Genomic DNA, 23,726 nt, shown 5'->3' with positions numbered 1-23,726 from the left:
TTTAAAAACCGTAATATGATTTTTTTTTTAAATTTGTGACTTCAAACTAAAACAAAAATCCGAAGATAATGAAAACAGTTATTCAGATTGTTCTTACTATTGCAATTATCGCGCTAGGTTACTACTGTGTTGAAAGTATCAATAAGCCAATCCGTTTTCAAGAGCAGCATGAGATTAGAAAAAATGCTAATGTTGAAAAACTGATTTTAACTAGAGATGCACAAGTAGCTTATAAATCTGTTTATAATAAATATACAGGTAGCTTTGATACATTGATTAACTTCATCCTGAACGACTCGCTTCCATTGGTTAAAAAAGAAGGTAGTTTAACTGATAGTATGCGTGAAGCAGGTATGACAGAAATTAAAGCATTAGCGCTGGGTATTATCAGCCGTGATACGATTCGTGTAAGTGTAAAAGACTCTCTATTCCCAGCTGGATACCCTGTTGATTCATTAAAGTACATTCCATTTGTTGAAGGTGGAAAAATGTATGAAATGGGCGCTGGTGTAGTAGAAACTGGTTCTGGTGTTAAAGTACAGGTATTTGAGGCGAAGGTACACAACAACATTTACCTGGCTGGCCTTGAAGCTCAGGAAGTTATTAACCTGAACGATAAGACAGAAAAATTGGAAAGATATCCTGGTCTTAAAGTGGGTTCATTAGAAGCTGCTAACAATAACGCTGGTAACTGGGAATAATTATATGACCAAGACATACGTTGTAGATCCGTCTTTTGACGCAAGTATTACAACATCATATTTTTTGTCCATCCGATCATCATCGGGTGGACTTTCTTTTTGTGTACTTGACCCTGTAACCAATACTTATATTGCTTTTGCCAATATACCTTTTGTTGACACCAGCAAGGACAATATCAAAACGCAAGAAGTACTATTGAAGGAAGAGCTATTGCAACTCCCCTACAAAAAAGTATTTTTCCTATATGAGTCGGCAAAAGCAACACTTGTTCCAACAGCTTTGTATGATTCGGGTAGGCACGCTGAGCTTTATTCACTCAATCATTCAAAAGAAGAAGCCCCCATTGAGTTAGTTGCACAAAAAATTAAAATGGCCGATGCATGGAACCTGTTCAGCATTCCACAGTTTATGTATCACCTGGTTAAAACCCAGTTTGAAAGCATCGAGTTTTACCAGCACTATTCGCCATTTATTGAGGCCTGCCTTATTGCCAGCCAGCAAAGAAAGCAGGAAACTGTCATGCATATAGGTATACATGATAAGTTTTTTGATGTATTGGTCATCAGAGATCGTAAAATGGCTTTATGTAACTCATATGCTTATAGTAACATCAACGATTTTCTGTATTTTGTACTATTTACATTTGAGCAGTTAAAGCTGGAAGCTGATAAAACAAACGTTATAGTGCATGGATTAAGCGATAAGCAAAATCCTTTGTACAAAGAGCTTAAAAATTATCTGAGACAGGCAAAAACGACGGCCCCAACACCACACTTTAAATTTAGTCATGGCATGCGCATCAAAGAAAGTGACAAATTACTATTCCACAACCTATTTAACCTGGCTATATGCGTATAATCAGTGGAACTCTTAAAGGCAGACGTTTCTCTCCACCTAAAAGCTTTTCGGCACGTCCAACAACAGACATAGCTCGTGAAAGCCTGTTTAATGTACTTAATAACCGTATTGATTTTGAGGATTTAAGTGTATTAGACTTATTTGGTGGCACAGGAAGTATCTCCTACGAATTTGCATCAAGAGGCTGCAGCAACATTACCACTGTAGAGCTTAATTACAAGCATTTTAGCTTTATCAAGTCAATGCTTAAAGAATTTGAGCTATCGGATGCCATTAAGGTGATTAAAGCCGATGTTTTTAAGTATATACAGAAAGACAGTATGACTTATGACTTAGTGTTTGCCGATCCGCCTTTTGACCTGAAAAACTTTGATGAAATACCCGATCGTTTTTTTGAAAACAAGCTATTAAAGGACGATGGCGTTTTTATTCTGGAGCATTCAGACAAAAAATCATTTGAAGACCACCCATACTTCACAGAGGTAAAGAAATATGGAAAGGTCCATTTCTCGTTTTTCAGCGTAAAAGAATGAAAATAGTTGACCAATGCAATTAAACTTTGCTCTGTTTAATAGCTTAAAGCTTAAAGAAAGCAATAGCCTGCTTAAGGCTTTCTGCTTGCCCCGTTAGCTCCTCTGAGTTAGCGGCTAATTCTTCTGCAGCTGCTGCATTCTGCTGTGTTGTGGCATTTAGCTGTTGTATAGCGCCATTTACCTGTTCAACACCATTGTTCTGCTCATAACTGGCAGCCGCAATCTCCCCTACCAAACCAGAGGTTTTCTCAATCTGAGGTTTCATATCAGTAAGTAAGTTATTGGCTAATTGTGTTTGCTCCCGTGTTGATTCAGCCATTACAACAATCTCATCTGCTGCCTTTTTACTATTCTCTGCCAGCTTACGTACCTCGCCAGCCACTACTGCAAAGCCTTTACCCATATCACCAGCACGTGCTGCCTCAACAGCTGCGTTTAAGGCCAGTATATTTGTTTGAATCGCAATCTCGTTAATAACCATCACTTTTTCTGAAATAGCACTAACAGCTGAGTAGCTTTTATCTGACATTTCCGACACATTGGCAACGCTCAATGATGATTGTTGAGCAATCGCAGAGGTTTGCGTGGCATTATCGGTATTGCTAGCCACATTACCGGCAAACTCTTCAATGGTGGTCGATACTTCTTCGAGGGACGACGCCTGCTCGGCCGAGCCAGAGGACAATTCTTCAGCTGTACCGTTCAGTTTATGACTCGCCTGTAAAACGACTTCAGCTCCGCTGGCTATATCCTGCAGCACTACTCGAAGCTTCTCTGATAATTTCTTAAGCGAGTTATTGAGCATTCCTAACTCATTTTTTGAATCTACCTCTTCAATATCCAACACCAATTGCCCATCTGATAGTTTACCAAGCTCACCAATGGCCTTATCTAGTGGCTTTCGAAGCATTTTGTTGATATACACAAACAGGACAATACCTACTAAAACATTAAGCGGTGTAACAATATATTGCCAAAAGGATGCTTCATAGAACTCAATCGTTTTCATAAAAACCACAAATATGGTAAATGAAACCGTTAGCATACTGAATTTGAACATGATCGATTTCTTAAAAATCAATCGAAGGATTAATATTGCAACCGGTATAGTGATACCTGTTTTAATAAATTCAATTGTTAAATCACTCATATTAATTTCCCCTTATTGATTACAATAAGCATTAGCTGAATTAACAATCCTTAAAACTCATTATTTTCACAAGTAACAAACGAAAACATCAAAATCTTCTTGGTAAAAACAATTATATGAATTTAAAGTATTCAAATACCTATTTTTACTTTGATTTTAGCGATGTAAATATACCAGGAGTTTGAAATTGTGTTTGTTTTATCGGATTTTACTCAGCTGACAGCTTGATATTCCCTATTAAGCAAATTTAACGGCAGGTATTATGAAAAGTTATACCTTAAACTGATAAAAGGATATAAAAAGTGTTAAAATGTAACCACATTAGAAAAGCCTGTAACAATCGCTACAGGCTTTAACTATTTTTAGATTAATAAATGCTTTACTCAATCTCCCAAGTAACTTGCGACGATTGATAAAAATTAACTTCTAGATTATGCAGGAAATTTCCATGCTCAGCCAGACGCTGTTTGTAGTTCTCCCAGTTAAGATGGTTAACCGGCGACCACCCAATCTCGGCATGGCCAATTAAACGTGGAAAAACAAGGTATTCGATGTCATCCATTGTCTCCACCGTCTCAGTCCACAAAGGCGATTCAATACCCAATATATTTTCCTTACCAATACCATCAACCAGCGTTTCCAAGGTCCAGTTATACGACTGTTCCACTTCAATCAGTGCAGCCCAATCTAAACCAATATGTGAAGTTGAATCATACTTCATATCCAGATAAGTACGCTTCGATGGAGACATTAATACTTTAGCTCCTTTTTTTACACCCAGTTTAGCATTCGCATCTTTTGCCCAGTATTGTACAATATCAGTATCATCCACATTGGCATGGGCAATTTCATCCCAACCAATCATTGTTTTATTGTACTTCTTCACAATATCTTTAGCCCGGTTAATGAAGTATACATAGTCTTTCTCTTTGGTTACGTGTGACTCATCTCCACCAATATGAATGTAAGGTCCATCTGTAATAGCTGCTAATTCACGAATCACATCATCCACAAACTGATACGTCACTTCTTTCTGCGTTGCCAGAGTACTAAAGCCTACCTCAGTTCCGGTATATAATTCAGCCTTCATACCATTTCCATTTAGTTCAGGATAAGCCACAACTGCTGCATTTGTATGGCCCGGCATATCTATCTCAGGCACAATTGTAATGTAACGTTGACTGGCATAGCGAACAATCTCTTTATAGTCTTCCTGTGTATAAAAGCCGCCTTCGCCACCACCTACTTCAGTACTTCCTCCTATAGTTGTGAGCTTTGGCCACGATTTAATTTCTATTCTCCACCCCTGATCATCTGTTAAGTGAAGATGTAAAACATTCAACTTGTAGATAGCTGCCAGATCAATCACCCGCTTAACATCATCTACCGAAAAGAAATGACGAGCGACATCCAGCATCATTCCGCGGTAAGCATATTGTGGATAGTCAGTAATATCACCTGATGGAATCAACCAATGCTCCTGCATTTTGCCATTAACACCAAGCATCTGCACCAGTGATTGCACACCTCTGAATACACCTTCCACCTCATTAGCTGTTAGTGCAACTAGTCGTTCATTAACAGATAGCTTATAACCCTCACTACCCAATTCTTTATTTGCACTTCCAACGGTTAGGCTAATCCCCTTCACTGGTAACTCAGGAACTTCAGACACGTGTAACTTTAAGCCAGTCACACTCTCCACTTCACCTGCTAATACTTGAGCCACTCTCCTTAAAGCTTCATTCCCTTCTGTTACATAAATATTAGTGCTTTCGTTTAATTGAAACGAACTACCAGTGGCATTTAAATGAACTGGTGCAGGAATAAGATTAATTTTAGATAAATCGGTCGGAATTGGCTTCTGACAAGAAACGCTCAATTGCATTAGCACAATAGCTGCTATTGAAGCCATGACATTTTTCTTCATTGTAAAATATTTTAAGTTTATCGGTTCTCAGAGCTATTACAGGGATGTAACAAATCCCTTAATAAGAGCCAAGCCAAATATACTGAATTCAACGAGAAAATAGGAACAATATATAATTTGACGATAACAATTATATATAGATTTCGGCTATTGTCATGCCAATGTTAAAGCTATACTCACCCCAATAAAAGTGCCAATAACATACCCAAGGATACCCACCAATATGGCAGGTGTTACCATCTTTTTTTGTCCCAATGAAGCTGCCATGGGTGCTGCCACCGAAGGCCCCATTATATTAGCAGCCGAAGATACGATTACCTCATAAACATTGAGCTTTAACACACGTGCTGTCACCATTAAAAACAGAAAATGAAAGACCATAATTATGAGATAAAAAAGCAACAGTGACGGCCCCACCTTTAGCACCTCATAAATATTGGTAGAGGCTCCAATGACAGCCAAAAAGGCATACATCATCCACAAACCAATGCTAAAGGCCGTATGCTCGAGGTGCAGTAGCTTTTTAGGAAACAGGTTAGCCACCAACAACGACAATAAGGTAATAACCAGTATACCAAGATTAAGTTCGGTGCCCAATAACTGCTGCAAGTATGGCGCTAACAAACCTCCGCCAGCTGCAATTAAAACTGCCAAAAATAGTGTCACACCTATTCTTTCCATCGTAATAGGCGATTGATTGACACCGACTGATTCCTTCACAGAAACATCCTCTTTTACAGGCGCCCAAAATCGCTTTAAGAAAGCCAGTGCCGGCACCAGAAAAAGAAACAGCACATATAAGTTAGCTGCAAAATTATCCACTGCAATGGTTGCTGAAAAGTACGGATTAGTGCTAAAATTAAGCGTTTCGCCTGTTGCAACAAAGTTGATACTGCCACCTACTAAGGTAGCTGCAATAACTCCGGCGGTATTGCCTGCATCATCACCCAAATCAATAATGTAGAAAGCTATGAAACATCCAATAACAACTCCAATAGCTCCAACAATAAAAGCCAACAGTAATTTACCGCTCTCCTTGATGATTTTCACAATATTTGAACTCAATAATAGTAACGGTATGGATATGGGAATAAAATAATCAAACACCATATCGTATACAGGCACTGACACGCCCGTACCTGAACCAACCGGCACGACTCCAAGCATAGCGAGCAAAGACATGGAAATCATAGTCACTAAAATACCTGATACCTTACCAAACCACTTTTTATGCTCTGACCAGATACCAAAAGCTGCCGCTCCTGTCACCATTGCTAATACTAAAAAATGCTGGTCTGCGTTGATGATTGAACTCATAATGTATGTTTAACTATTTATCTGATGATTTTTAAGATGTTTTATTCGAAGCTCAAAATCCTAAGTCCCCAAAGCAATTTGATAGCTCAACATTGCTAATACTAACCAAACAATGCCAACTGTTCTTCACCCACAGTCACTAACTCCGAAGGTGCATAACGATTTGTTGGTAAAATACGGTACTTTTTGCTTAAATGTTCAAAGGCTTTCAAAGCAATCTCCACGCGATTGTTATCCGCAGATATATGCGACAGAAATATGGTATTTAATTCCGTTTTTTCAAGCTGCTCGACTAATTCAACGGCTTGCCTGTTACTTAAATGCCCTTTATCAGACTTAACGCGCTGCTTTAGATGGTAAGGATATGGTCCCTCTTCAAGCAGGTGCTCATCATAGTTACTTTCCAGGAAAGCAATATGACACTGTTCCAGATGGAGCTTCAAATTATTACAAACTGCACCAATATCAGTCATCACACCTACACTTAATCCATCAACTTCAACCCGAAAACTTACCGGATCAATTGCATCATGTTGTTTAGCAAAGGTATGTACCTTAAATCCTCCAACCTTGATTATGTCACCAGCGTCGAAAACGTGGGCAGTTTTCGGATGATAGTTACGATGTGCCCTATGCAATGTGTCACGAGTCAGGTAGGCATCAATCCCGTGCGTATCGCACAACACCCTTAAACCCCTGATATGATCCGAATGCTCGTGTGATATAAACACACTCTTCACCCTGGAAATATCCAAGCGCAATTCTTTCATACGCTTCATGATCTGACGGCGCGAAATACCTGCATCTACCAGTATTGCTTCCTTTTCTGTTCCTATGTAATAACAATTGCCGTTACTCCCCGATGCAATCGCACAAACTTTAATCATTCCTTGCTACTTCAATCAATTGGGAATATGCCACATCGCATTATTCCCCACATTTAAATTTATTATTTTTGATATTACTCTACTGTACAAAAAACCGTTCCAACTCATTACCTTGAGCATGTAATTGCAGTAAATGCACTGTCTCGCTCAAAGCACTATTAAGCGGTTCCTGACCATCAAAACCAATAATCAACATCAGAAAGCGTTTAGTATTACAGGTCACCATAGTACGCATAGAATCACTGGTAGGATTACCGAAAGCACCTTGCTCATCTCTGAAAACCGGCAAACGCTCAATATTAACATCTCCCCTGCCGATTCCCTGATATGGCTCATCCTGTCTGCCAATACCCATCACCACATCACCAACGATGGTGTCATAGTCATAGCCACAGATAGAATATCCGGTTTTAACTGATATTAGATTAAGTATATCAACCACATTATTGATATGGTATAATCCTTTCCCATTGGCCACCCTGCGCAATAGAGCTTCGGCAGCCACCCGATAACGGTTAGGATCTTTACCTAATGCACGATAAGCATTTTTATTGGCTTTAACGGTAGGCAATTCACGAATTGACTCTGCTGTGTGATGTTTTTCAAGCTTTAGTATCTCACCTGCAAGCACTTTCTGCAATTCGTCCGATTCGGTAACATTAACCTCAACAATAATACCGCCAAGCACTAAGGCGGGTAGTTTCTCTTTTAATTCCGAGTCTATATTAATGGTCATATCTGCAAAATATGACGCAAATTAACTAAAATATACTAAACTAAGCGTCATATTTTATCGTAGGTCAGCAAACTAAAAGAGAGCAGTGACATGACTCAACTGACCATATAGCCAGATTTGCCTAGCAGAAATAAAGAAAATAATTGGCTACAGAATAACCTTCCGAATTTCAGATAATTTTTCTTCATCAGGCACTCTACCTTTTTTATTCATGGCATCAATTTCTCGCAGTAGTTTAATTAGTGCCTGATTAAGTTCAACACTGCTTTTAATTAAATTTTCAATCTGAATATTTAATCGCAAGTCTTCCATATTCATACAGTTGGATTTGCAAGATATACTATAGGTAGTTGTCAACCTAGGTACATACACCTATATTTAGGTATTTTTAACACTTCTTTTACTTAAATAAAAGAAAAACGAACCATCCTATCTAATTTGAAGCATTTGAAAGAAGATATGTATTTTAGCGCCTGCTAAAAATACAATCATGGAAGCATCTGCAATTAGAGCCATATTTTTCGACATGGATGGGGTACTATACGATTCAATGCCTAACCACGAATACACCTGGATTAATAGCCTGAAAGAGTTTGGAATTGATTTCCAACCTGAAGAAGCCTATATGAATGAAGGTCGAACCGGGTATTCAACCATCCGCATTGCTTTTCAGAAATACCTTAACAGACAACCATCCAAAGAAGAGGAAGAAGCAGCCTATCAGCTCAAAACAGAACTAATGAATAAAAGACCTGCTGCAACCATCTTCCCGCACATGCAAGAATTAATACACCAACTAAAAAGCTGCGGCATTAAAATATTTGTCGTTACAGGTTCGCGCCAACCAGCCCTGGTTAGTAAGCTTAATACAGATTTTGCAATTGATGCTGCATGCATAATAAGCGGAGCAGATGTTGAACAGGGCAAGCCACACCCTGAACCATACCTTAAAGCTTGGGAGCGCAGTGGTTATGATAAAAACGAATGCATTGTGGTTGAAAATGCTCCTATGGGTGTTGAATCTGCCAAAGCTGCCGGTTTATACACCATTGCTGTCAATACAGGTAAACTTAATGACCAAGTACTGCTCGAAGCCGGAGCCGATGAACTCTATGCCGATAGTCAGCAACTATCACTAGTTCTTAAAAAGATTGACCATGAAAAAAGATAAGCCCATCAAACTATCTATATTAGAGAAATTACTACAACAAGTTGACAGTAAAATACAAACGCTTAATGCCACCATTGCTGACCTTTCAGAGGCCATGAAAAACGACACTAAAAGTAGTGCAGGTGACAAGTTTGAGACAGGCCGCGAAATGATGCAAATAGAGCTAACTAAACAACAAAATCAACTTGGCCAGCAGCTGCGCATTAAAAATGAGCTGAAACAAATCAATCTGGACAAAATACCTGAAACAGTTGAATTTGGAAGCTTAGTTTACACCAATAGCGGAAATTACTTCATATCGGTAGCTATGGGCAAAATTATTTGCGACACTACCACCTATTATGCCCTTTCATTGGCTTCGCCAATAGGCCAGGCCATGAAAGGATGTATTGTTGGTGATCAGGTGGAGTTTAATAAGCAATTGATTAAAATTGCAGCCATTAAATAATGGCATGTAGACTTTAAAGCGTGATGTGCCTTTAGTATATTAGACCACAAACTATCAGAATACATGTCAGATCTCAACATCATAGAACGCCTTAACCAGCAACTCCATCGGCCGTTAAAACTAATTAAAAAAGTTAGCTGGATTACCAAAGGTTATGTGCTCAATGAACATGAGCAGGTAACTCACCTTAGTATCTTCAAAGCTAGATTGAACGGTAAGGTACCTTCTGAAATTTTTGACTTGAAACACCTGCATTACCTCGACATCAGAGAAAACCAACTTGAACAGTTACCTGATGACATCGGCAAATTGACAAAACTCGAATACCTGGATGCCAGAATTAATAATTTGGCGTCACTACCAGAGAGGATTACACAATTAAAAAGACTTGCAAAGCTTTACCTGGGCCAAAACCAATACCATAATATTCCTGCGCCAATTGCCCATCTGGAACAACTTAAGCTTATTGATTTCACCGATAATAGCATCAACACCGACTGCCACCACCTTATCAAAGCTGCCAAGCTGACAAATATCTATTTAAACAATAATCAAATCACCACCTTCCCTTTTGAACAACTTAACGATGGGCAGTGGGATGAGCTGGTACTGATTGAAAACCCGTTGATTCAAAAACCTGATTCAGTAACGAATAAAGTAAAGCGGCTCATCATGTAATCCTGCAAATATCTATTAACTAAACCGATGTCAACTAAACTTTTCAGCGAGTTATTGTTTATTTACCTATAGATAACACAGGAAAACAAACCCGCCATGAAAAACTACACATTCCTACTTTTGACCATGTGCTTTCTGTCACTTAGCTCCTTTAAGCCTGATATGCCCGCATACAAACTATTTGATTCACAAGGCAAGGAAATCAAATATAAGAAAATGATTAAGGAACTTGGTAATGCCGAAATCGTGCTATTCGGCGAGTACCACAACAACCCCATAGCCCATTGGCTGGAACTGGAAGTAACCAAATCGCTTTATGATTCCATGAATGGTAAACTCATAATGGGTGCCGAAATGTTTGAGGCTGACAATCAGCTCATTATTGATGAATATATGAATGACTTTATCTCGAGAGATAAATTTGAAGCCGAATGCCGTTTGTGGAGCAATTACGATACCGATTATGAGCCACTCATCCGCTTCGCTAAAGATTCAGCTGTACACTTTGTGGCCACCAACATACCAAGGCGTTATGCATCCATTGTGCACAAAAAAGGCATTGATACACTCGATAAGCTGAGTGATGAAGCCAAGCGATTTATTGCCCCATTGCCCATCGAATTTGACCCCGACTCGGTACTTATTGCTAAAATGGGTGGTATGATGGGCAAAAGTCCATTACCAATAGCCAAAGCACAAGCCATTAAAGATGCAACAATGGGCTTTTTTATCACCAAAAATTTCACTGCCGGACACCTGTTTATCCATTATAATGGCAGCTTCCATTCCGATGATGATGGAGGCATTCGTAAATACCTGCAAATATACCAACCGGGAATGAAGGTGAAAACCATTACCACTGTATCGCAGGAAGATATTGATAAACTGAGTGATGAATACCTGGGAAAAGCCGATTATATTATTTGTGTACCTACCGACATGACAAAAACATATGTTGGTATGCGAAGATGATGTTCAATAGCATTTAATACTGAAAAGGCCGGTTATGAAGTTGCATAACCGGCCTTTAGTTTCTATCTCAACTAATATCTCTTATTTTACATCTCAATTATAGTTACTTCAGAACGACGGTTAGCCTGGTGCTCTTCCTCTGAACAAGTTACACCATCGGCACATCGATTCTTAAGACGCGTTTCACCGTAACCTTTTGCCTGAATCCGATTGGCTGCTATACCTCTTTCTACCATATACTTTACAGCTGATTCGGCTCGGCGCTGCGAAAGAATTTGGTTTGAAGTTCTTGAACCACGCGCATCGGTATGGGACCCCAACTCTATCTTAATAGTCGGGTTGTCGTGCAGAAACTGAATCATATCATCCAATTCGGTGGCAGCATCTTCGCGTATATTCCATTTTCCCAAGTCATACAGAATTTCAATCTCAATACTTTTTCCTACTTCAGCCTTCTGCATTTCCAGTTCCAGAAACTCATTTACATTCACATAACCGGTATCACGCCCAACGGTTGAATATTGCACACGCCTGGTAAAATACTCCTTTTTGGTGAAGACCAAATCATAATCAGTGTCTGGTTCCAATTTCATTTTAAAAGTCCCGTCACTGTTACTTACCAACGATTTTCTATCGCTACTTTGAGCTTCCGCAATCAGGGATACTTCGGGTATCGGAGTCAAATCGGGCAATAAGAAAACATTACCATAAATACCATACACGGGTAAAGGAATCAACTCCATCTCGTGCTCATCCACATCTTGTGACACATCCACCTCATCTGCATAAGGATAATAATCCACTGCATCAACCGCCAGAGTAACATCCGTCATTTCCAATGGCAATTCAGTTTCTATCATACCTTCAGCATCCGACACCAATTCTTTGATAATATGGCCATCAATATCCTTTAGCTGAACAGGTGTATGGGCAATGATCTGTCGCGTGTTTTTATCCAGCAATCTACTTTTTAAGTGTTTTCTAAAACTAACAGCATTTAAAATTTTAAAGCGATAAATATCGTCATCACCCTTACCGCCATCGCGGTTGGATGCGAAATAACCGTTGATACCATCTTCACTTAAAAACAAACTGAAATCATCCTTCTCCGAGTTAATGGGGTAACCCATATTATGAACCTGATAAGTGCCGTTCTTTTCAGACGCCACAAAGAGGTCTAAACCGCCCAGACCCAAATGGCCGTTGGAAGCAAAATACAGCTTGTTTTCGTCATCAATAAAAGGGAACATCTCATCACCTTCGGTATTCACTTCAGCACCGAGGTTAATGGGTTCTGTCCAGCCATCTGTGGTTCGTTTTACATACCAGATATCTGAACCTCCCTGGCCTCCTTCACGGTCGCTTGCAAAGTACAATCGCTGATTGTCTTTGGTGATAAAGCCATGCCCCGTTGAATAGTTTGCATTATTGAATGGCAGGCTTTCTGGTTTTGACCATGTTCCGTCAGACTGTCTTTGAGCAGTCATCAGGGTCAGGTGATTAGTGCCATCGCCCCCCTTTTTGCCAATCAAATTATTAAAAGTATTTCTGGTGATATACAACACCGAACCATCGGCACTAATACTTACAGGACCATCGTGATACATCGATTTTAAATCAGTAGAAAACAGTTTGGGTGAACCATAACTGTGCTCTTTAATGGGTGCAGAAAACACATTTAGGTATGGCGTTTCTTTCCAGGCATACTCACGGCGAATCACCACATCCACTTCACGCGCCGAAGTAAAAGCGACCTTATCGCCCACAACAACAGCACCAAAATCCGATTGAGCTGAGTTGAAATCAACCTCCTCTATCAGGTAGCGTTCTTCTGACAGAATTTTTTGGATGGTTGGCAAGGCATTGTTTTGGCGAACTGCCCGCGAATCATCTTGGTGACTGTCCAGGTATCTGGCCATGCAACGGTCTGCTTCGGCATATTTGCCATTATATTTTAAAGCCTGTGCATAAAAAAATAAATCATCACCTTTAAGATCAGCTTTATCAATTGCTGCATAAATGGTTTCGGCCTTAAGCGTTTCGTTAACTTTTAGGTAGGCCTGGGCCAGTTGCCCTTTTAGCGAATCAGCCAGGTAACCTTTCTGATACATTGGCTCGTAACGCCTGATAGCTTTGGCATAAGCCAGGTTATCGTAGGCCTTTGATGCCTGTTCAACCCTGAACGAGTTAATAAGGCTATCCAGCTTGTTTTTGTATGTCTGAGACTGTGCACTTATTGACAGAGCCAATAAGTTGATTATTAGTAGAGATGTTAGTTTCATCTTTCTCAATTGTTGGGGGTGATTAGAAATACCTTGGCGACTTTACCTTGTTTTTAAGAAAACCATCAAAATCGTAGCTGACGATAATTTCATGACTACCATTATTATAGTTATTCAGTGCAGATACCGTGAAATCATACGAATAACCAACCATCAGCTGCTTATTAAGCCTGATATTGCCAATAAACGCAACTGCATCACCAATACGGTAGGTGGCTCCGAGCCAATAGGTATCCTTAATTAAGAATTGCCCCGTCAGATCTGTTGATGGAGGTGCTCCATTCACCACCTTGGTTATTAACGATGGTTTAAATTTCAAATCCTTGTTTAGGTCGAATACATATCCACCCATCAGGAAGAAGTGCTGTTTCAGGTCGCTGGTGGAGCCATAAGACGACTGATCGCCACTTAGCTCTGTCTGAATCAGTTTAGGCACGGATGCACCCACATAAAACTTGTCGGAATACATGTATAAACCCAGACCAGCATTGGGCTGAAAACGTTGCTCCACATTATCCATAAACGCCACATCGCTATCTCCAACGTTTATATCAGATAGGTTGACATAGTAGTTGTAAATACCCCCTTTAATACCCATTGACAGGGTAAGCGACTCGCTTAAACTAACTCGGTAGGCATAGTTAACATTCACATAGTAATTATTAACCGGCCCGTGACTATCAGAAACAACCGATAGTCCAAGTCCCATTTTATAATTATTCAATGGTGTATGCATTGTAAAATCGTAGGTGCGTGGTGCGCCAGCCATACCAGTCCACTGCATGCGTGATAACAACAAAAGGTTCATGGCATTGCGGGTACCGGCATAAGCCGGGTTAACCGAAACTGTGTTAAACATGTACTGCGTGTACAAAGGTTCTTGCTGCGCACTGACCTTACCTGAACATAACAGCAAAAGCATGGTGGCTAACACAACCAATGTATTTTTATATAATCGTTTCATTTTTTTCTTCTTTACAATTCTGTACTGTTGATTATCGATTCAGGTAAATATAGCCTTGCAACTTTTCTCCGGTATCTTCTACCACAATGATGTAGTAGTAAGTACCAACCGGTAATTCATCTCCAATAGAAAAGCCAATATTTGAGATACCATTCCAATCATTCTGGTACTTATCTTTGCGGTAGACAATGTTCCCCCAACGGTTAAATACTTCGAAACTGACTTTATTGTACTGGTCCAGCCACGCGATTATAAAGTTATCGTTAACCCCATCTCCGTTTGGCGAGAAGCCTTCCAATACCTCCAATTCATCGTAGCAATTATCCTCATCTATGCGATCCGGAATACCATCTCTGTCGCAGTCACCTTTCGATTCATCGGCATCAAGTACACCATCGTCATCTGAATCCAAATCCTTGTAATCTGGTGTTCCGTCGCCATCGGTATCCACATCACCTTCTTCGCTATCCAGAATGCCATCGTCATCTGAATCTTCATCACGGAAATCCTCCAAACCATCACCATCAGTATCGCCATTCCCTTCGTCTTCATCCAGGATACCATCATCATCAGAATCTAAATCCTTATAGTCTGGTGTTCCGTCACCATCGCTATCCACATCACCTTCTTCACTATCCTGAATACCATCGTCATCAGAATCATCATCACGGTAATCCTCCAAACCATCACCATCTGTATCGCCATTCCCTTCATCTTCATCCAGGATACCATCGTCATCAGAATCTAAATCTTTGTAGTCTGGCGTTCCGTCGCCATCAGTATCCACATCTCCTTCTTCGCTATCCAGTATACCATCCCCATCAGCATCTTCATCCTCATCATTGGGGATTCCATCGCCATCCAAATCATCATCACCCTCACGATCATTATCAATACCATCGTTATCTCTATCCGTATTTTCAGTGACAGTAATAGTAACTGTAGCTGTTGCACACTTTGATTCAGAGGCATCATCACATACCTCATAGGTAAATGAGTCGGTTCCAAAGAAACGATGGTTGGGTGTATAAACAAATGATCCATCGACATTTAAGACCAGTGTTCCATGAGTAACATTAACAACAGGCGTGGTGTTAACCACCAGGTTATGATTATCAGGATCGCTATCATTATTAAGTACAGATGTACCATTTAAAACATCACCTTCCTGAATACTTGCTATGTCATCATTGGCAAACGGAGCCGAATTTGCTGAATCATCATCAATATTGGTAACTTCAACCACTTCGCTTAAACCATCATATGCATCATCCGAGTTGGCATTATCAACGGATAGCTTTAATGTATAATTAATATCGCCATCTATCTCCGAATCATTCTGACCTGTTACCGTTACCGTTTGAGCAATGTTCCAGTTGGCCGGCGTGAATGTTAAGCTGGTTACATCCAGGCTTCCTTCTGTTGCATCAATACCACTAATAATTATCACCACATTGCTGATTGGTTGTGTATATAGTACCACATCGAAACTATCGCTTGCGCCACTTTCCGAGGTCCCGGTTGAACCATCACTTTGTGTAACGCTCAGTCCTGCAGTATCATTATCAATATTGGTTACTGATATTATTTTAGAGGTCACCAAATCAAAACCATCATCACTGTTGGCTGCATCAACACTTATTGTAATGTCATAGGTTTGGTCACCATCAACTATTAAGTCATCCTCAGGTGTCACAACAACTGTCTGTGGCTTGTTCCAATTAGCTGGCGTAAAAGTTACCGGACTAACCACTGTTCCTTCATCATCCGACTCTGAAAGCAACAGCACAACATTATTTACCGGTTCAGCTGTTAACACAATTGTAAAGTCATCAGTCGCTCCATTTTCATTGGTCGATAAAGTGTTTTTACTTAATGTAAAATCAGCAACATCATTATCCAGATTACGAACAGTTGTTGTGGTTGATAAATCATCGTAGGCATCGTCTGAACTTATATTATCAACCACCAATGTTAGCACGTAATCAATTGTGCCATCAATGAGATTATCATCTTTACCAGTAATAGTAACCATTTGAGCTTGATCCCAATCGGCATTGGTGAATGTGAGTGATGTTGCACTTAGTTCTCCTTCCGTAGCATCTAATCCGGTAATATTAATGACCACATCATTTGCAGGTTGAGTATTTAACACCACCTCAAAGCTATCTGTTGTTTTGTCTTCGCTTGTTTCATTACTTCCGCCGCTTACTACAACAGTTAAACCAGCGACATCATCATCTGATATAATAGCTGTTACCTGTTGAACGCCATCTTCAGAGCCATTTACGACGTTTGTAATGTCCGCAATAACTGTTTCATCACCTTCTGCTTCAATATCATTAACCCCGGTTAATGTGATTGTTGCTTCAGTGACTAAAGCCGGAATTATCAGGTTAAGCGGTGTTGCGTTATAGTCGGTTACAGCTGCTGTTCCTGATAATGTCACTTCAACCTGAACATCTTCAACACTCACATGGCTTAAAACAGCCTTAACATTAGCTGTACCTCCGTTCTCTGAGAAAGGCGAACCAGTTAACTCTAACGTTACGGTTGGTTGTGACTGGCCATCTGTAATTTCAACCATCTTTTGCTGAGTTGTTGTTTCTGCAGCGTTTACTACATTATCGACATCAATAATAACGGTTTCATTTCCTTCATAAATGGCATCAGCAGCAGATGTAATAGTCACTGTTCCGCTTGTTGAGCCGGGCGGGATAACAATCTCGTTAGCTGAATTGGCATTGGTGCCAGCAGCCGTTGTGGCATCAGTTCCGTCTAAAGTGGCTGTACCTGAGTAGGCTAAAGTAATGGTCACCGGCAAGCCTGACACTGCATCAATGCTAGCTGTAATTGTTGCCACGCCACCATCTTCTGCAATTACTACCTTATCAACAGATAACGTCACGTTTGGCATATTATCGTTATCAGTAATCGTATAGGTATGAACTGCATTCGCTCCTAGAGTCGCATTAACTGGATTGGATAAAGTTACAACCACCGTTTCATTGTCTTCATCCAGCAGATCATCGACAATACCGGCAATCGTAATATTATCAGTTGTTTTTCCGGCCGGCAATGTTAATGTGCCGTTGGCCAAAGTATAATCAACACCAGTGCCCGTGGCAGTTCCGGTTACAGAATAATCAACACTCACAACCAAAGCGCTCGCTGCAGATAAATCCACCTGAAGAGCGGCACTGTTTACCGACTCATCACCAGCAGATGAGGCAGCTGCAAAATTAATTATCGGTGTGTTATCGTTATCAGTAATCGTATAAGTATGAACAGCATTCGATCCTAAAGTCGCATTAACTGGATTGGATAAAGTAACAACCACCGTTTCATTGTCTTCATCCAGTAGATCATCGACAATACCGGCAATTGTAATATGATCGGTTGTTGTTCCGGCCGGCAATGTTAATGTTCCGTTGGCCAAAGTATAATCAACACCAGTACCCGAGGCAGTTCCGCTTACAGAATAATCTACGCTCACAACCAAACCGCTGGCGGCTGATAAATCTACCTGAAGATCGGTGCTGTTTACCGACTCATCACCAGCAGATGAGGCAGCTACAAAAGTAATTACCGGTGTGTTATCATCATCAGTAATGGTTGTAGTCACTTGCTGAGCACTTGCTTCAATGGCATTCACCACATTATCGATATCAACAATGACTGTTTCATCGGCTTCATCCAGCACGTCCTGCGCTGCAGTAATAGTTACTGTTCCAATTGTTGAGCCAGCGGGAATAACTATTTCAGTGACAGAATTGGCATTGGTACCAACTGTAGCAGTAACATCGGTTCCACCTAATGTGGCTGTACCTGAGTAGGCTAATATTATTGTTACAGGCAAGGCTGATACAGCATCAATGCTTGCTGTGACAGTTGCCACGCCCCCATTTTCTGCTATTGTGGCATTATCAACGGATAGGCTAACTGTTGGTGCATCATCATCATCGGTGATTGTAGTGGTTACCTGCTGTGTTCCATTCTCCACTCCATTAGTTACTGTTGCAATGTCAGTGATAACCGTCTCGTTAGCTTCATCCAATACATCTTGAACGGCGGTTAAAGAAACAGAAGCACTTGATTGACCAGCCGGAATCGTAATTGAACCAGCCATTGCATAATCAACGATATTTGTTGCTGTTCCGGTGTTAGATAAATTAACAACAATGTCGTTTGCACTTAAAATATCAGAGCTTGCTGTAATTGTGGCGATTCCGCCATTTTCTAATATTGGAGAACCCACCAGACTTAAAGATATGGATGGAACATCATCATTTTGAATGGTGTAAGTTGTGGTCTTTTGCGATCCAAGACGCACGCCTGCTGTTTGTCCTGATAACTCGAAAGTGACTGTTTCATCCTCTTCAGCCAAACTTTCATCAACAATAGCCAAACTCAAAGCTATATTTTGAGGCGTGGTATAATCTCCAGCCGGAATTGTAACCAATGCTGTATGTGTATAATCATCAGTTATTGTCGCATTACCACCAGTAACACTGGCATTAACAGTAACATCCGTAGGTATAAGCTCTCCGCTTGCTACAACTACAGGAATATTACCTCCTGAATTCTCGACATCTGCATAGTAAGCTGCAGAAAATTGAAGTGACAGCGCATCAATTATGTTAGTTACAGAAATGATTATATCTTTTGAATCTGTTAAGCCCCCTTTATCTTCTACAGTAACTGTGATGTTATATATATTGTTGGATCCATTATCCGTTGGATTTTCATAGTCCGTTGGATTTTTAAAGCTCAATTCTCCTGTTGCTGGATCAATATTAAAATCATCAGCATCAGTACCCGATACTGAGAATAATTTTGTCTCATTGGAATCTTCATCTGTTGCCGTTACAGTCTGGACTGTTGTAACACCTTCAGCCAGGCTTACATTATTAGCAGATATAACGGGTGCATCATCTTCACCATCGATGGTAATAATTAAATCAGCACTTGCTGTTCCTCCATGACCATCGTGCATGATATATGAAAATATTTCAACAATACTTTCGCCTGCAACCATCTGACTTACTAATGGATTTGAGTTATCCGGCGTATAAGTAAAATCACCCAATGAACTCCATACTAACGTTCCATAGGTTCCTACATTACTACCCGTTGATGTACCTTCGATTGATTGCACTAACAGGACATCGTTGGGTGTATTCACATCCGTATCATTGGAAATAAGACCACTTGCTCCATTCACTGTAATGGAACCATTTTCATCAACACTATGGTTATCATCATTGGCAACCGGGTCATCATTAACTCCATTTATGGTGATGCTAATCGTTCCCTGATCTGTTCCCCCATTACCATCACTAATTGTGTAAGTAACTGTTTCAACCATAGTTTGCCCAACTCCTAATTCAGTATTACCTGCTTTTTGTGTATAGATGAATGCACCTGAAGAACTCCAATCCAAAGTACCATAAGCTCCATTGTACGGATTAGCGCCCGCTCCACCAACCAATGTAACTATTGGATTATCTGCTACATCAGGATCTGAATCATTTCTTAATAAACCGGATACATCTGCAATATTCAAAACAACATCTTCATTGGCTTGATATTGGTCATCACCTGCAATTGGGGCATCATTACCCGGTGTATCGATACTAATGATTCTGGTATAAACATTACTACTTAAACCTTCGGCTGTATTGCGATCTTTAACCACATAGATGCTTGCTGTCCGAACTCCTGAGAGAGCTGTAGTACTGCTAAATTTAATCCCGGCAATATAAGCCTCGAACTCATTAATTGCTGCCGGACCGGTAACTGTTATTTTACCATTTCCATCATTAACAACTGATAAGGTTGAACCACTATATGAATCAGTTAAAGCATCTAAAGGATCCCAACCTGCGGTTATTTCAATAATGAGGGAGTGAATATCTGAATCATCTTTATCAGTTATGCTGATGGTTGGAGCAAGTAGCACCGGTGTTGCCGCCTGACGATCATATACAGCACTAGTGGTTGGCCCACTGATAAACGGGGCATCATTAACGGCAATAATCGTAATGGTTGTATTGGCCACTAAACTCTCCAGGTAGCCATCATTAACCTTTAGCTCCAATACGCGTGATGTTGTATTGGGATTATGTGATGTATTATTGTAGTGAATTTGTTTTAGCGCAGTTTGATAATCAACAGCGGAAGCATCGCCTGATAATTCTATAACGCCAATACCATTTTCATACGCTGTTGTAACACTAATTCCTGCAGGTAAAGTACCCACAACTGATAAGCTCTCATCAACTCCGTTTAAAATATTAGTTAGCTTTACCGATACGCTTTGAAGGTTAATATCACCATCTGTGTTAATAATAACATCCGTATCAACAACTGGTATTAGTGCGCCTCCTTCTGTAAAAGTTGTTTCGAAATCTCTTCCAGCCACAGATGAGTCATCAGAATCTAGATCCAGGTTGGGTTCAACTTTTAAAAGAATAGTTGACTTAGCAACATTACTATCATAAATACCATCATTAACTTTAACATCAATAATTCTATCGGCTTGGTTAATTCCGGACGTTTTTCGGTTTTCATACGTGATCGATTTGATGATGTTTTCGTACTCTTCAAGAGTTCCATTTCCGCTCAACCTAATTTCACCATCACTAACAGCAGTAATTGAAATGCTACCAACTGAGGACCCAAGAGAAGGGTGATCTAAGAATTCATAACCCGTGTCGAGCAGATTAGTTATTTTGATATTGGCCCCTTGCATGTGATCATCATTATCATCGGCCACAAGTACATCTGGCTCACTAATAAGAACCGGAACAATATTAGCTACATCATCCTGAATGGCAAAAGCAGTTGTATAATCATTGCCCGAAGTGCCGGAACTATTATCTCTATCTAAATCGATTTGGGGAGCGTTGGAAACGTTACAATTCTCAATTTTCACAATAAAACCTACATTGTTGACGTAATTACACTCAAGCGTTGGCGAATTATTTTTTTTAAGTTTAGCTGGTAATAAATCGCCAGGGTTTAAGGTTTCTTCATAATGATTAGCCAGAACATATAAGTTCATCCAACCATCACCATCCCAGTCTGTAACAGTATGTTCAACATCTAACGTACCGCCTACCTCAACATTTTCGGGTGTATAGAATGTACCCAGGTAACGGGCTGTTGTTTCATAAGGGTCACCGTCAAAAACGGCAATTGGGGTATTTCTTGGTGTCTTCCAATCACCATTATTTTGGAGTGTCACTGTAAATGTCACATCTTTCTGAGCTACACATTGATCCAGGTTAATAATCACATTTTCAGTAGTAAGATCGCCCACAGCAAATGTTGGTTCGGCCCAATCGGTTAAGAAAGTTGTTTGAACCAGGAATCCATTAAATGCTTCGTTAAATTCCTGAAAGAAGTTATAATTCACAATTTCTTGCTGGTTGGCAGGAATGGCTAACTCAGGACCTACATTAGTAACAATATAACCATGCTGATTCCAGGTTTCGCGTGCAGCCACCCATGGTGCGTCTTTAGAACGATATACGGAAATAAAGCTTTTTCCCGGACTATTGCCAGGATCCATTTGATCCTGTGCTGATATTATAATTTCTGCCTGTCCGTCATCATCTACATCAGCTACCAAAGGATAATCAGTTCGTGTACCTGACGGAGATGGCACCGATGCAATCTCGTATCCATCTTCGCCTCGCCATACATAAAGTGTTTGCTCATCGGAATAAACCACTTCAGCCTTTCCATCGCCCTCAAAGTCAAAAACCGTACTACCGGTCATTTGCGACGGGTCATCAACATTCTTACGCCACTTTTCTGATAAGACGCTTAAATCTCTATCATATTCGATAACTACATAAGTGCTTTTGCCGGCAACACCTATCTCAATTTGCTTATCACCGTCAAAATCAGCTAAATTACAACGACCAGTACGCACAGAACTATTGCCAATACTGAAGTTAGAACCTATTTGTGAAGCAGTATAGGGATTATAGGCATAAATAACTGCGCCGGCTCCATCATTACTACTAACCACTACATCGATGCGATTATCATTATCTAAATCACCAATACTAGTGAAACCATCACCATTTGTTAAACCTGCGATGGGCACTTCAACGCCAACCGAAAGTGCCCCATTGTTAGCAGCTCCATTGGGATCAAAGTCCACCAAATAAACTGCGTTACCAGCTATTAACTCAAGACCAGCCGCTTTAGAGTCAAATACTGCACCACCACCATTTGGAACAACATCACCTGGTTTAAAAATATCATATGCAAACGTGTAAGAGTCTTTAGCACTATTTCCGGGAATTGAACCAAAGTTTAAGGTGTTATTTTTATTTATGAGGCATTTCCCCGTTTGCGCATCAAAAACCTGGTTACCCACATACACTTCAGGCCTGCCATCCCCATTAAAATCTGCCAGTTGAGGTGTTTGATGATTTACCTCTGTGAGCTCTGTGGTATTTAACCATTCCTGAACAAAACTTTTGGTAGTGTAATCATAACTATAGCGACCAAGCTCCTTGGCATTGCTAACATTAAATACATCTTTTTTAGTGTCGTTGGCATCCACATCACCTATGGCTAATTGCGAGTATGTTGTTGACGTCACACCCGTCACCTCAGCCTTAAATACACCATTAAGCCCGTTGAAAATCAGTATTTTTTTAGCCTGCGGATCTTTTGAAACAATATCAGGTATCCCGTCATTATCCATATCGCCAATGAACATTCCACAACGCTGGTCAGTCGGATAAACATGTGTTGGATTATTGGGGTCCGGTGAATTGGCAACTTTAGTATTATACTTTTCTACTAAGGTGTAACGTTCCAGTACGGGTGGCTTTTCACGACAGCCAGGTATGGGCTGTCCGAAATAAAAATATTCCCCTCCGCTGGCACCATCACAATCCGGATCGAAATGATCAACTAAACCATCTCCATCATCATCAATACCATTATTACATATTTCTTGCGCCCGCAAGTAGCTAAACGAACTTAAAAGTGCCACAAGAACTGTCCACTTCAATACACAATTCATCAATAGATACTATTTTATTATTGTTCCTTTTATTTCCAAACCACTA

Annotated in this window: 16 protein-coding genes; 7 read left to right on the top strand and 9 right to left on the bottom strand. The window is 40.2% G+C overall.

Annotated elements, in window-relative coordinates:
- The first annotated feature begins 68 nt into the window (after window positions 1–68).
- Genes KDU71_RS06910 through rsmD form a run of 3 tightly spaced genes read left to right on the top strand, consistent with a single transcriptional unit; the run spans window position 69 to window position 2,093 of the window.
- A complete protein-coding gene (locus tag KDU71_RS06910) occupies window positions 69–701 on the top strand; it encodes a hypothetical protein (RefSeq protein WP_212189188.1) in 633 nt (210 codons plus the stop codon).
- 4 nt (window positions 702–705) lie between these two features.
- Complete coding sequence (locus KDU71_RS06905; protein WP_212189187.1) at window positions 706–1,560, top strand: DUF3822 family protein; 855 nt, start codon at window positions 706–708, stop codon at window positions 1,558–1,560.
- Window positions 1,551–2,093, top strand: a complete 543-nt coding sequence (gene rsmD, locus KDU71_RS06900; protein ID WP_212189186.1) for a 16S rRNA (guanine(966)-N(2))-methyltransferase RsmD — start codon at window positions 1,551–1,553, stop codon at window positions 2,091–2,093. The genes KDU71_RS06905 and rsmD overlap by 10 nt, the downstream gene beginning before the upstream one ends.
- A gap of 43 nt (window positions 2,094–2,136) precedes the next feature.
- On the opposite strand, the gene KDU71_RS06895 is transcribed toward rsmD, so the two are convergent.
- From KDU71_RS06895 to KDU71_RS06870, 6 genes are all read right to left on the bottom strand, one after another.
- Window positions 2,137–3,243, bottom strand: a complete 1,107-nt coding sequence (locus KDU71_RS06895) for a methyl-accepting chemotaxis protein (RefSeq protein ID WP_212189185.1) — start codon at window positions 3,241–3,243, stop codon at window positions 2,137–2,139.
- Window positions 3,244–3,622: 379 nt separating this feature from the next.
- Complete coding sequence (locus tag KDU71_RS06890) at window positions 3,623–5,173, bottom strand: beta-N-acetylhexosaminidase (RefSeq protein ID WP_212189184.1); 1,551 nt, start codon at window positions 5,171–5,173, stop codon at window positions 3,623–3,625.
- A 153-nt stretch (window positions 5,174–5,326) separates the two neighbouring features.
- On the bottom strand, window positions 5,327–6,490 hold the full coding sequence (locus KDU71_RS06885; protein WP_212189183.1) for a DUF819 family protein: 1,164 nt from the start codon (window positions 6,488–6,490) through the stop codon (window positions 5,327–5,329).
- Between the two features lie 101 nt (window positions 6,491–6,591).
- Window positions 6,592–7,377 (bottom strand): MBL fold metallo-hydrolase, encoded by a 786-nt coding sequence (locus KDU71_RS06880; RefSeq protein WP_212189182.1) that lies wholly within the window; start codon window positions 7,375–7,377, stop codon window positions 6,592–6,594.
- A 79-nt stretch (window positions 7,378–7,456) separates the two neighbouring features.
- On the bottom strand, window positions 7,457–8,113 hold the full coding sequence (locus KDU71_RS06875; RefSeq protein WP_212189181.1) for a B3/B4 domain-containing protein: 657 nt from the start codon (window positions 8,111–8,113) through the stop codon (window positions 7,457–7,459).
- A gap of 147 nt (window positions 8,114–8,260) precedes the next feature.
- Window positions 8,261–8,431, bottom strand: coding sequence for a hypothetical protein (locus KDU71_RS06870; RefSeq protein ID WP_212189180.1), 171 nt, complete (start codon window positions 8,429–8,431; stop codon window positions 8,261–8,263).
- Window positions 8,432–8,603: 172 nt separating this feature from the next.
- Here KDU71_RS06870 and KDU71_RS06865 point away from each other — a divergent pair, with 172 nt between their 5' ends.
- The 4 genes from KDU71_RS06865 to KDU71_RS06850 all read left to right on the top strand — a co-directional run bounded on the left by KDU71_RS06865 (window position 8,604) and on the right by KDU71_RS06850 (window position 11,382).
- Window positions 8,604–9,284: an HAD family hydrolase gene (locus KDU71_RS06865; protein WP_212189179.1), complete on the top strand. Its 681-nt coding sequence runs from the start codon at window positions 8,604–8,606 to the stop codon at window positions 9,282–9,284.
- On the top strand, window positions 9,271–9,732 hold the full coding sequence (locus KDU71_RS06860; RefSeq protein WP_212189178.1) for a hypothetical protein: 462 nt from the start codon (window positions 9,271–9,273) through the stop codon (window positions 9,730–9,732). Before KDU71_RS06865 ends, KDU71_RS06860 begins: the two co-directional genes overlap by 14 nt.
- Before the next feature lie 63 nt (window positions 9,733–9,795).
- Window positions 9,796–10,410, top strand: coding sequence for a leucine-rich repeat domain-containing protein (locus tag KDU71_RS06855; RefSeq protein ID WP_212189177.1), 615 nt, complete (start codon window positions 9,796–9,798; stop codon window positions 10,408–10,410).
- Window positions 10,411–10,506: 96 nt separating this feature from the next.
- A complete protein-coding gene (locus tag KDU71_RS06850; protein ID WP_212189176.1) occupies window positions 10,507–11,382 on the top strand; it encodes a ChaN family lipoprotein in 876 nt (291 codons plus the stop codon).
- Window positions 11,383–11,468: 86 nt separating this feature from the next.
- Here KDU71_RS06850 and KDU71_RS06845 read toward each other — a convergent pair whose 3' ends face one another.
- The 3 genes from KDU71_RS06845 to KDU71_RS06835 are packed head-to-tail and all read right to left on the bottom strand — an operon-like array spanning window position 11,469 to window position 23,680.
- Window positions 11,469–13,664, bottom strand: a complete 2,196-nt coding sequence (locus KDU71_RS06845) for an OmpA family protein (protein WP_212189175.1) — start codon at window positions 13,662–13,664, stop codon at window positions 11,469–11,471.
- A 22-nt stretch (window positions 13,665–13,686) separates the two neighbouring features.
- Complete coding sequence (locus tag KDU71_RS06840) at window positions 13,687–14,628, bottom strand: PorP/SprF family type IX secretion system membrane protein (RefSeq protein WP_244828258.1); 942 nt, start codon at window positions 14,626–14,628, stop codon at window positions 13,687–13,689.
- Window positions 14,629–14,659: 31 nt separating this feature from the next.
- Window positions 14,660–23,680, bottom strand: coding sequence for an Ig-like domain-containing protein (locus KDU71_RS06835; protein ID WP_212189174.1), 9,021 nt, complete (start codon window positions 23,678–23,680; stop codon window positions 14,660–14,662).
- Between the last annotated feature and the right edge of the window lie 46 nt (window positions 23,681–23,726).

The organism is Carboxylicivirga sediminis, assembly GCF_018156225.1.
Classification (GTDB): Bacteria; Bacteroidota; Bacteroidia; order Bacteroidales; family Marinilabiliaceae; genus Carboxylicivirga; species Carboxylicivirga sediminis.
Note: the sequence above shows the minus strand (reverse complement) of the source record. Positions and strands in the feature narration are given on the sequence as shown.

Bases quoted from the DNA above. Each gene is read 5' to 3' on its own strand.
- KDU71_RS06910 (WP_212189188.1), top strand. From the start codon at position 69: ATGAAAACAGTTATTCAGATTGTTCTTACTATTGCAATTATCGCGCTA.
- KDU71_RS06905 (WP_212189187.1), top strand. From the start codon at position 706: ATGACCAAGACATACGTTGTAGATCCGTCTTTTGACGCAAGTATTACA.
- rsmD (WP_212189186.1), top strand. From the start codon at position 1,551: ATGCGTATAATCAGTGGAACTCTTAAAGGCAGACGTTTCTCTCCACCT.
- KDU71_RS06895 (WP_212189185.1), bottom strand. From the start codon at position 3,243: ATGAGTGATTTAACAATTGAATTTATTAAAACAGGTATCACTATACCG.
- KDU71_RS06890 (WP_212189184.1), bottom strand. From the start codon at position 5,173: ATGAAGAAAAATGTCATGGCTTCAATAGCAGCTATTGTGCTAATGCAA.
- KDU71_RS06885 (WP_212189183.1), bottom strand. From the start codon at position 6,490: ATGAGTTCAATCATCAACGCAGACCAGCATTTTTTAGTATTAGCAATG.
- KDU71_RS06880 (WP_212189182.1), bottom strand. From the start codon at position 7,377: ATGATTAAAGTTTGTGCGATTGCATCGGGGAGTAACGGCAATTGTTAT.
- KDU71_RS06875 (WP_212189181.1), bottom strand. From the start codon at position 8,113: ATGACCATTAATATAGACTCGGAATTAAAAGAGAAACTACCCGCCTTA.
- KDU71_RS06870 (WP_212189180.1), bottom strand. From the start codon at position 8,431: ATGAATATGGAAGACTTGCGATTAAATATTCAGATTGAAAATTTAATT.
- KDU71_RS06865 (WP_212189179.1), top strand. From the start codon at position 8,604: ATGGAAGCATCTGCAATTAGAGCCATATTTTTCGACATGGATGGGGTA.
- KDU71_RS06860 (WP_212189178.1), top strand. From the start codon at position 9,271: ATGAAAAAAGATAAGCCCATCAAACTATCTATATTAGAGAAATTACTA.
- KDU71_RS06855 (WP_212189177.1), top strand. From the start codon at position 9,796: ATGTCAGATCTCAACATCATAGAACGCCTTAACCAGCAACTCCATCGG.
- KDU71_RS06850 (WP_212189176.1), top strand. From the start codon at position 10,507: ATGAAAAACTACACATTCCTACTTTTGACCATGTGCTTTCTGTCACTT.
- KDU71_RS06845 (WP_212189175.1), bottom strand. From the start codon at position 13,664: ATGAAACTAACATCTCTACTAATAATCAACTTATTGGCTCTGTCAATA.
- KDU71_RS06840 (WP_244828258.1), bottom strand. From the start codon at position 14,628: ATGAAACGATTATATAAAAATACATTGGTTGTGTTAGCCACCATGCTT.
- KDU71_RS06835 (WP_212189174.1), bottom strand. From the start codon at position 23,680: ATGAATTGTGTATTGAAGTGGACAGTTCTTGTGGCACTTTTAAGTTCG.